Origin of the sequence: Pseudomonas sp. 44 R 15 (genome assembly GCF_900004965.1) — a bacterium.
Classification (GTDB): Bacteria; Pseudomonadota; Gammaproteobacteria; order Pseudomonadales; family Pseudomonadaceae; genus Aquipseudomonas; species Aquipseudomonas orientalis_A.
In genome coordinates, this window is sequence record NZ_CVTU01000118.1 from 43,534 (window position 1) to 50,000 (window position 6,467).

The 6,467-nt window shown below is 61.1% G+C and carries 6 protein-coding genes; all 6 read left to right on the forward strand.

Annotation, left to right across the window (positions count from 1 at the left end):
* Nucleotides 1–185: 185 nt before the first annotated feature.
* Nucleotides 186–1,004, forward strand: a complete 819-nt coding sequence (locus BFP93_RS25180; RefSeq protein ID WP_065895334.1) for a response regulator — start codon at nt 186–188, stop codon at nt 1,002–1,004.
* Between the two features lie 197 nt (nt 1,005–1,201).
* Complete coding sequence (locus BFP93_RS25185) at nt 1,202–1,837, forward strand: response regulator transcription factor (RefSeq protein ID WP_065895335.1); 636 nt, start codon at nt 1,202–1,204, stop codon at nt 1,835–1,837.
* Between the two features lie 90 nt (nt 1,838–1,927).
* The gene (locus BFP93_RS25190; protein ID WP_065885884.1) at nt 1,928–2,398 is read left to right on the forward strand and encodes a nuclear transport factor 2 family protein; all 471 of its coding nucleotides are present in this window, start codon (nt 1,928–1,930) and stop codon (nt 2,396–2,398) included.
* Nucleotides 2,399–2,434: 36 nt separating this feature from the next.
* Nucleotides 2,435–2,707 (forward strand): GIY-YIG nuclease family protein, encoded by a 273-nt coding sequence (locus BFP93_RS25195; protein ID WP_065895336.1) that lies wholly within the window; start codon nt 2,435–2,437, stop codon nt 2,705–2,707.
* Between the two features lie 75 nt (nt 2,708–2,782).
* Nucleotides 2,783–3,718 (forward strand): glutathione S-transferase family protein, encoded by a 936-nt coding sequence (locus BFP93_RS25200; RefSeq protein ID WP_065885886.1) that lies wholly within the window; start codon nt 2,783–2,785, stop codon nt 3,716–3,718.
* 110 nt (nt 3,719–3,828) lie between these two features.
* Nucleotides 3,829–6,243: a TonB-dependent siderophore receptor gene (locus tag BFP93_RS25205; protein ID WP_065895337.1), complete on the forward strand. Its 2,415-nt coding sequence runs from the start codon at nt 3,829–3,831 to the stop codon at nt 6,241–6,243.
* The last annotated feature ends 224 nt before the right edge of the window (nt 6,244–6,467 follow it).

Here is a 6,467-nt window from a genome sequence, read left to right on the forward strand (position 1 = left end):
TTGAAGGCTGTTTCGCGGTGCTTTTCGTAGTTGTTGTATGGGCTTGAATGGACTTGAAAGGTTATAGGTGCTGCGGTCGATAACCTTCGAAAGGGTATGTCTGGCGCTGCTGCGTGACAGCTCGCCCTGGCGACTGCGCCAATGCCGCAAACGGCTGCCCGATTAACCACCACGAAGAGGTACTGATGGGCTCGCCAGGAGGTTCAACCGCAGGAGCGAGCCAGACAGTCAAACCGCCTTTTTCCCCCCGGCCTCATTGGCAGCACTTGAATGTGCTGGTGGTGGAGGATCATTCGGCCTATCGCCTGTTATTGGGTTGGCTGCTGCAAAAACTCAGCCTCGGCCACCAGCTTGCCGCCAATGGCCTCATGGGGTTGGACGCCTTTACCCATAGGCCCTTCGACCTGGTCATCAGCGATTGCCGGATGCCCCTCATGGACGGTTACAGCATGGCCCGCGCCATTCGCCGGCACGAGCGCGAAAACAGGTTGAAGCGAGTGCCGATCATCGCCTTGACCGCGAATCTGCAAAACGACAGCCCGAAACGTTGCCGCAAGGCCGGCATGGATGCCTGGCTGGTCAAGCCGCTGACGCTTGAACAATTGCACGCTGTACTGGTGCGTTGGTTGCCGGGCGATGAAGGCCCGCGCGCCGGAAAAGAAGCCGCGATGCCAATTATCAATTGGCCAACCCGTGCTTCGCTGGTCGCCACGTTTGGCAGCGACGTCATTGTCGACCAATTGCTGGAAAGCCTGCTGGTGGAGGCTTGGGAAGACCTGCGTGTGTTACGCCATGCGCGTGCGACGTTGAACGCATCACTGACCGCCGAGCACTTGCATCGGTTGATCGGCAGCCTGGTGTTTCTGGGGGGCGCGGGCCTGGAAACCAGCGCCGTGAGTGTGATCAGGCAGGTCCTGTGCGATGGCGTCGCTGCGCATAAGGCGCAGTTGGAAGGGTTCGAGGCACAGCTGTGCACCTATCTCGATTACCTGTCCGACATTTGAAGAATGTTGGTGCTGAGCATTCATCTCCACAGCGATCTGGTTTTGACTGTAGGCGCTTTCCTATTGTGTTGTAGTCCAAAAAGTGGCCGCTACTGAACATTGGGTTCGGCCGCAAGCGGCTCTTTGTTAGCAGTTGTTGATGATCGCAGGCAGAGGTATTTTGCGCGGATTCAAGTTGCCATCATTCGTGGGTGCCTATGCTTAGAGTAATTATTGCTGACGATCACCCCATTGTCCGAGTCGGGCAAAAAGTCGTGATCGAGGCGAATGGCAAGTGCAAGGTGGTCGGTGAAGCCGACGGCCCCGATCAACTGCTAGGCGTGCTGGGTGATACACCGTGCGACGTACTGGTCACCGACTTCGCCATGCCCGGCGGCCAGCAGGCTGATGGTTATTGCCTGTTGGGCCTGCTGCATCGTCAGTATCCGCAGTTGCCGGTGATTCTGGTGACGATGTTCGCCAATGTCGCCACCTTACGCGCCGCCTTTGCCCATGGCGCCAGGGCGGTGGTCGCCAAAAGCGCCTCGGCCAAGGAGTTGCCCCTGGCGATCAAGGCCATACAGGCCGGACAGACCTTCGTCAGCGAATGCCTGCGCATGCAACTGGTGGAGGCCGGCACCGGTGACCAGTCCCGGGAACCCCAGCTATCGGGCAAGGAGCGCGAGGTGGTGCGCATGTTGGCCAGCGGCATGACCGTCAGCCAGATCGCAGCCCAGGTCAACCGCAGCGTCTCCACGATCAGCAAGCAGAAGAGCACGGCCATGCAGCGCTTGAGTATTTCCACCGACGTTGACTTGTTCGCCTACGCCCGCAGTACCGGCATAGCGCCGTAGCCCGCCCATTTGCCTGGCGAATGAGAGTAGCCAGGGCGGCGTGGGCAGCTTATCGTGCGCCTACTCTTTCGACCCCTGCGGAGCCTGCCCATGAGTGATGCCCACAACGCCCTGATCAGCCGATTCTACGGCGCCTTCCAGCGTCTGGATGCCGAAGCCATGATCGCCTGCTACAGCGATGACGTGGTGTTCAGCGACCCGGCCTTTGGTGAACTGCGCGGCCGTGACGCGGGGGATATGTGGCGCATGCTCACCACGCGGGCCAAGGATTTTTCCTTGACCTTCGACCAGGTAAACAGTGATGAACGCACCGGCAGTGCACACTGGGTGGCCACCTATTTGTTCAGCGCGACCGGCAATACCGTGGTCAACGATATCCAAGCGCGCTTCGTCTTTCGCGAGGGCAAGATCTGCGAGCACCATGATCAGTTCGACCTGTGGCGCTGGTCGCGCCAGGCGTTGGGCACCAAGGGCCTGCTGCTGGGGTGGACACCGCTGGTGCGAAACGCCGTGCGCGCCCAGGCGAACAAAGGCTTGAAGGCATTCCAGGCCAGTCGTTGATAAACTGGGCACCCCTTTGCCTTGCCGAATCCATCCGTGAGCACGCCTGAACCCAAGCCCTGGTACGTCTACCTGGTGCGCGCCGCCAATGGCGCGCTGTATTGCGGTATCAGCAACGACCCGGTGCGCCGATTCGCTTCGCACCAGAGCGGCAAGGGCGCGCGGTTTTTCCTGTCCAGCCCGGCCATAGCGCTGGTGTACACCGAGCAATGCGCGAGCAAGAGTGAGGCGTTGCGCCAGGAGCGCTTGATCAAGAAATTGAAGAAGAGCGCCAAGGAGTGCCTGGCGGCGAGTGGCTCATCACGCTGACTGATAGGTTCCCATTACACCGTCGGGACCTTTTGCGCGGTAATCTGCTCGTTCATTCGCCATCCGGAGCCTCGTATGTCCGAGCTCATCCTGCATCATTATCCAACCTCACCTTTTGCGCAAAAAGCTCGACTTTTACTCGGCTTCAAGGGGCTCTCCTGGCATTCCGTACACATTTCGCCGGTGATGCCCAAGCCCGACCTGACGGCCTTGACCGGCGGCTATCGGAAAACCCCGGTGCTGCAGGTGGGGGCGGATATCTATTGCGACACGGCGCTGATCGCGCGTCGTCTGGAGCAGGAAAAGGCTGCGCCTGCGCTGTTCCCGCCGGGCCAGGAAATGATCACCCAGGCATTCGCCGCCTGGGCCGACAGCGTCGTGTTCGCCCACGCCGTGAGCCTGGTGTTCCAGCCGGAGTCGGTGGCGGTGCGTTTCGGCAAATTACCACCCGAAGCCATCAAGGCCTTCATCGCCGACCGCGCCGCGCTGTTCAGTGGCGGCACGGCCAGCAAGCTCCCGGCCGAGTTGGCCAAGCATCAGTGGCCGGCGATCATGACGCGGCTGGAGCAACAGCTACAACGCGAATCCGGCGATTTCCTGTTCGGCGCGCCTTCGATTGCCGACTTTGCCCTGGCCCACTCACTGTGGTTCCTGAAAGCCACGCCGGTCACCGCGCCGTTTGTGGATGCCTATCCGGCCGTGTTGGCTTGGCTTGAACGCGTGTTGAGTGTTGGCGACGGCACAGCCAGTCCGATGACCGCAGAGCAGGCCTTGAAGATCGCCCGCGATGCCACCCCGGCACCGCTGCCGGATGAGGCGTTCGAGGACTTGAACGGCTTCAGGGCGGGACAGCAGGTGACCATCGCGGCCATCGACTATGGCGTCGACCCCGTGGCCGGTGAGTTGCTGTTTGCCGGGCGCGAAGAACTGATCCTGCGTCGTACTGATGAACGTGGCGGCACCGTGCACGTGCATTTCCCTCGGTGGGGGTTTCGCATCCAGGCGCAATAACAAAAAAATAATTACTCACTGATGTGAGGTAAACCTGCGGCCCATCCGTGTAGTGCATGAAACTGCGATCAATTCGCATTAACAGCGTTTTCTACACGGGTTCTCACAGCATGAAGTCGACGGCGGGCGGTTGGGTCAAACAGTGGCTGGGAGCCTCGGTACTGATGGTGTCGGGGGTGGCATTGCTGCCCCTGGCGGTGGCGCAGGCGCAGGAGCAACAAAGCGCCCGGTTCAATTTTGACCTGGCAGCCAAACCGCTGCCTCAGGCCCTGAGTGATTTCAGCCGGGTGACCGGCATCAGCGTGATCTATACCGATGAAGCGCCCTACGGTTTCAACGCCCCGGCGCTCAGCGGGCAAATGAGCGCGACCCAGGCCCTGCAACGCCTGCTGGGTCAATCAGGCTTCACCTTCCGCCGGATCGACGCCCGCACCCTGGCCCTGGAACCTGTGCCAACCGATGGCGCGGTCAATCTCGGCGCTACCACCATCAGCGGCGCCAACCTCGCCCAGGACAGCACCAGCTACCAGCCGCCGGCGACCAGCTCGGTGATGCGCTCCCGTGGCCTGTTGCTGGAAACCCCGCAGACCGTCAACGTGGTCCCGGCTCAAGTGCTGCGCGATCAACAACCGCGCAATCTGGATGATGCGCTGGGCAATATCAGCGGTATCACCCAGTCCAACACCCTCGGCAGTACCCAGGACGCGGTGATGCTGCGCGGTTTTGGCGACAACCGTAACGGCTCGATCATGAAGGACGGCATGCCTGTGGTGCAGGGTCGCGCCTTGAATGCGACGGCCGAGCGTGTCGAAGTGCTCAAGGGCCCGTCGTCGTTGCTGTATGGCATCCAGGACCCCGGCGGCGTGGTCAATATCGTCAGCAAAAAGCCCGAGCTGCTGCAGTCCACTTCCCTGACTGCGCGCGGCTCCACCTTCGGCAGCGGCAAGAACGGCAGCGGCGGCAGCCTGGACACCACCGGCCCGGTGGGTGACAGCGGCCTGGCCTATCGCCTGATCGTCGACCATGAAGATGAAGACTACTGGCGCAACTACGGCACCCACCGCGAGACCTTGGTGGCGCCGTCGCTGGCATGGTACGGCGACACCACCCAAGTGGTGTTGGCCTATGAGCACCGCGAATTTCTTTCGCCGTTCGACCGTGGCACCGCCATCGATCCCAAGACCAACCATCCGCTGAACATCCCCGCCACCCACCGTCTGGACGAGCCGTTCAACAACATGGAGGGCCGCTCCGATCTGTACCGCCTCAGCGTCGATCATGATCTGAACGACGACTGGAAAGCCCATTTTGGCTACAGCTGGAACCGCGAAACCTACGACGCGAGCCAGGTACGCGTGGTCAAGGTCAACACCAACGGCACCCTGACCCGCAGCATGGACGGCACCCAGGGCGCGCTGACCACCGACCGCTTCGCCACCGCCAGCCTTGAAGGCAAGGTGAATGTGGCGGGTATGCAGCATGACCTGGTGTTCGGCCTGGATGACGAATACCGCAAAATCTACCGCGCCGACCTGATCCGCCAGACACCGCGTGGCGTTTTCAACTACAACAACCCGGTATACGGCAACGAAGTGGCGGGCTCCAAAGTCAGCGCGCCGGACAGCAACCAGACCGACCTGCTGCGCAGCGACTCGTTGTTCTTCCAGGACGCCATTCACCTGAACGATCAGTGGATCCTGGTCGGCGGCGCGCGCTACCAGATGTACGACCAATACGCCGGCAAAGGCGTGCCGTTCACCGCCAACACCGATGGCAACGGCCAGAAATGGGTGCCGCGTGCCGGGTTGGTGTATCGCTACACCGATGAGCTGTCGTTCTATGGCAGTTATACCGAGTCGTTCAAACCCAACTCCACCATCGCGCCGTTGGCCAACAAGACCGTGCTGGATGGCAGCCTGGACCCTGAAGAATCCAAGGCGTGGGAGCTGGGTACCAAGTTCGACCTGCCGGGACGCATCACCGCGAGCGCGGCGTTGTTCACCATTGATAAACGCAATGTGCTGGTGCAGGTGGGCGACGGTTTGACCTCGGTCTACAGCGTGGCGGGCAAGGTGCGATCCCGTGGGCTGGAAGTGGATGCCAGCGGCCAGTTGACCGACAAGTGGAGCCTGATCGGCAGTTACGCCTACACCGATGCCGAGGTCACCGAAGACCCGAGCCTCAAAGGCAATCGCCTGCAGAACGTGGCGAAAAACACCGGCTCGCTGTCGGCGGTGTATGACTTCGGCAGTATCCTGGGCGGTGATCAACTGCGCGTCGGCGCCGGAGCGCGTTATGTCGGTGAGCGGGCAGGGGATGCGGCCAACAGCTTTGAATTGCCGAGCTATACCGTGGCCGATGTGTTCGCCAGCTACGACACTCGGCTCGAGGGGCAGAAGGTCAAGTTCCAGCTCAATGTGAAGAACCTGTTTGACCGTACCTACTACACCTCGTCGGTGAACACGCAGTTCGTGTCTATTGGCGATGCGCGGCAGGTGTCGGTGTCCAGCACCCTCACTTTCTGACTGCGGTTCGCTTTATGTGGGAGGGGGCTTGCCCCCGATAGCCATAGGTATCTACACAACTCTGTAGCGCCCAACCGTAACCACGATGCGAAGCGAGTCGCTCTTGATCTTGATCTGCTTTTGATCTTAAGCGCCCCGTCAAACCACGCTGGCCGAACGCAGGCTTGAATCCGTGGGTAACCCGGCAGGACGCCGGGTTAGCCGCACTGGGCCATGGATGGCCC

Bases quoted from the DNA above. Each gene is read 5' to 3' on its own strand.
- BFP93_RS25200 (WP_065885886.1), top strand. From the start codon at position 2,783: ATGTCCGAGCTCATCCTGCATCATTATCCAACCTCACCTTTTGCGCAA.
- BFP93_RS25185 (WP_065895335.1), top strand. From the start codon at position 1,202: ATGCTTAGAGTAATTATTGCTGACGATCACCCCATTGTCCGAGTCGGG.
- BFP93_RS25205 (WP_065895337.1), top strand. From the start codon at position 3,829: ATGAAGTCGACGGCGGGCGGTTGGGTCAAACAGTGGCTGGGAGCCTCG.
- BFP93_RS25190 (WP_065885884.1), top strand. From the start codon at position 1,928: ATGAGTGATGCCCACAACGCCCTGATCAGCCGATTCTACGGCGCCTTC.
- BFP93_RS25180 (WP_065895334.1), top strand. From the start codon at position 186: ATGGGCTCGCCAGGAGGTTCAACCGCAGGAGCGAGCCAGACAGTCAAA.